1 protein-coding gene is annotated in these 1,508 nt (G+C 28.7%); it reads left to right on the forward strand.

Annotation, left to right across the window (positions count from 1 at the left end; genetic code table 11):
- On the forward strand, window positions 1-1,488 hold a 1,488-nt coding region (locus tag ACTG3S_RS14445; RefSeq protein WP_439130034.1), incomplete at its 5' end, for a PD-(D/E)XK nuclease family protein.
- Window positions 1,489-1,508 lie beyond the last annotated feature (20 nt).

Consider the following 1,508-nt stretch of genomic DNA (forward strand, 5'->3'; position numbering starts at 1 on the left):
TTTGAAAAGTATACAACCATCAATAATTTTTTAGATAGAATTTTAAATATAATTACACTTTTAAAAGAAGAAACTACAGACCTGGAAAAAGAATATTTATTCCGTTTTTATACAGCTTTTACACAATTAAAAACACTGCAAAGCGAATTTAATTATTTTACAGATTTAAAAACATTGGCATTGTTTTTTAAACAATTAATAGCTTCAGAAACGCTGTCTTTTCAAGGTGAGCCTTTAAAAGGTTTACAGTTAATGGGGATGTTAGAAACACGTGTATTAGATTTCGAAAATATTATTTTAACCTCTACAAATGAGGGAATTTTACCTGCCAGTTCTCAGCAAAATTCTTTTATTCCTTTTGATGTGAAGTTGGCATTTGGATTGCCAACTTACAGAGAAAAAGATGCTATTTTTTCCTATCACTTTTTTAGACTATTACAAAGAGCTAAAAATGTTTTTATACTGTACAACACAGAACATGACCATTTTGGAAGTGGAGAAAAAAGCAGATTTGTTACTCAGTTAGAAATGTTAAGACCCGACATGTTGCACAAAACAATTGCACCAAAAGTAATTGCAAATACAACCGAACTAAAACAAATTGGTAAAACAGAGGCTACTCTAATAAAGCTAAAAGAATTGGCAGAAAAAGGAATATCGCCTTCGGCTTTAACTAATTATTTACACAATCCTGTAAGTTTTTACAAACAAAAAATTTTAAAAATAAAAGAGCTAGATGATGTAGAAGAAACGGTTGCTTTTAATACATTGGGTACTGTTGTACACGAAACATTAGACGAATTATATACACCTTTTATAGGTAAATTTTTGTCTGTGGAAGCTATTGTAGAAATGCAAGAACAAGCCAAAAACTTGGTAATAAAACACTTTAAAATCCATTTTAAAAATGGAAACCTAACTACAGGTAAAAACAGATTAATTTTTGAAGTTGCCAATCGATTTGTAACTAACTTTTTAAAGAAAGAAAAGGTATTGTTACAAAATAAAAACAATCGTTTAAAAATTATTGCAACAGAAGAAAACCTATCTACACAAATTCATATAAAAGAGATAGAATACCCTATTAAATTGCATGGTCAAGTAGATAGGGTAGACGAGTTAAATGGTGTTTTAAGAATTATAGATTACAAAACAGGCATGGTTACAAACAGTAATTTGCGTGTACCAGAATTCGAGAATTTAAGAGACGAAAAACACTTAAAAGCTATACAAGTTTTGCTGTATGCGTATTTATATACAAAAAGTAAAAATTACAATTTTAAGCAACCTTTAGAAGCGGGAATTTATTCGTTTAAAAATTTAAATAGTGGTTTTTTACCAGTAGATTTTGCGTTGCCAAGAAGAAAACCAGCAACCAATATTACCTCAGAAAAATTAGACGATTTTATAACTGAAATTAAAAACTACATCACAGAAATCTATAATATAGAAATAGACTTTATAGAGCCTGCTGATTTGAGGTATTAGATTCTTATATTTAATATTAT

The organism is Polaribacter sp., from assembly GCF_965656025.1.
Classification (GTDB): Bacteria; Bacteroidota; Bacteroidia; order Flavobacteriales; family Flavobacteriaceae; genus Polaribacter.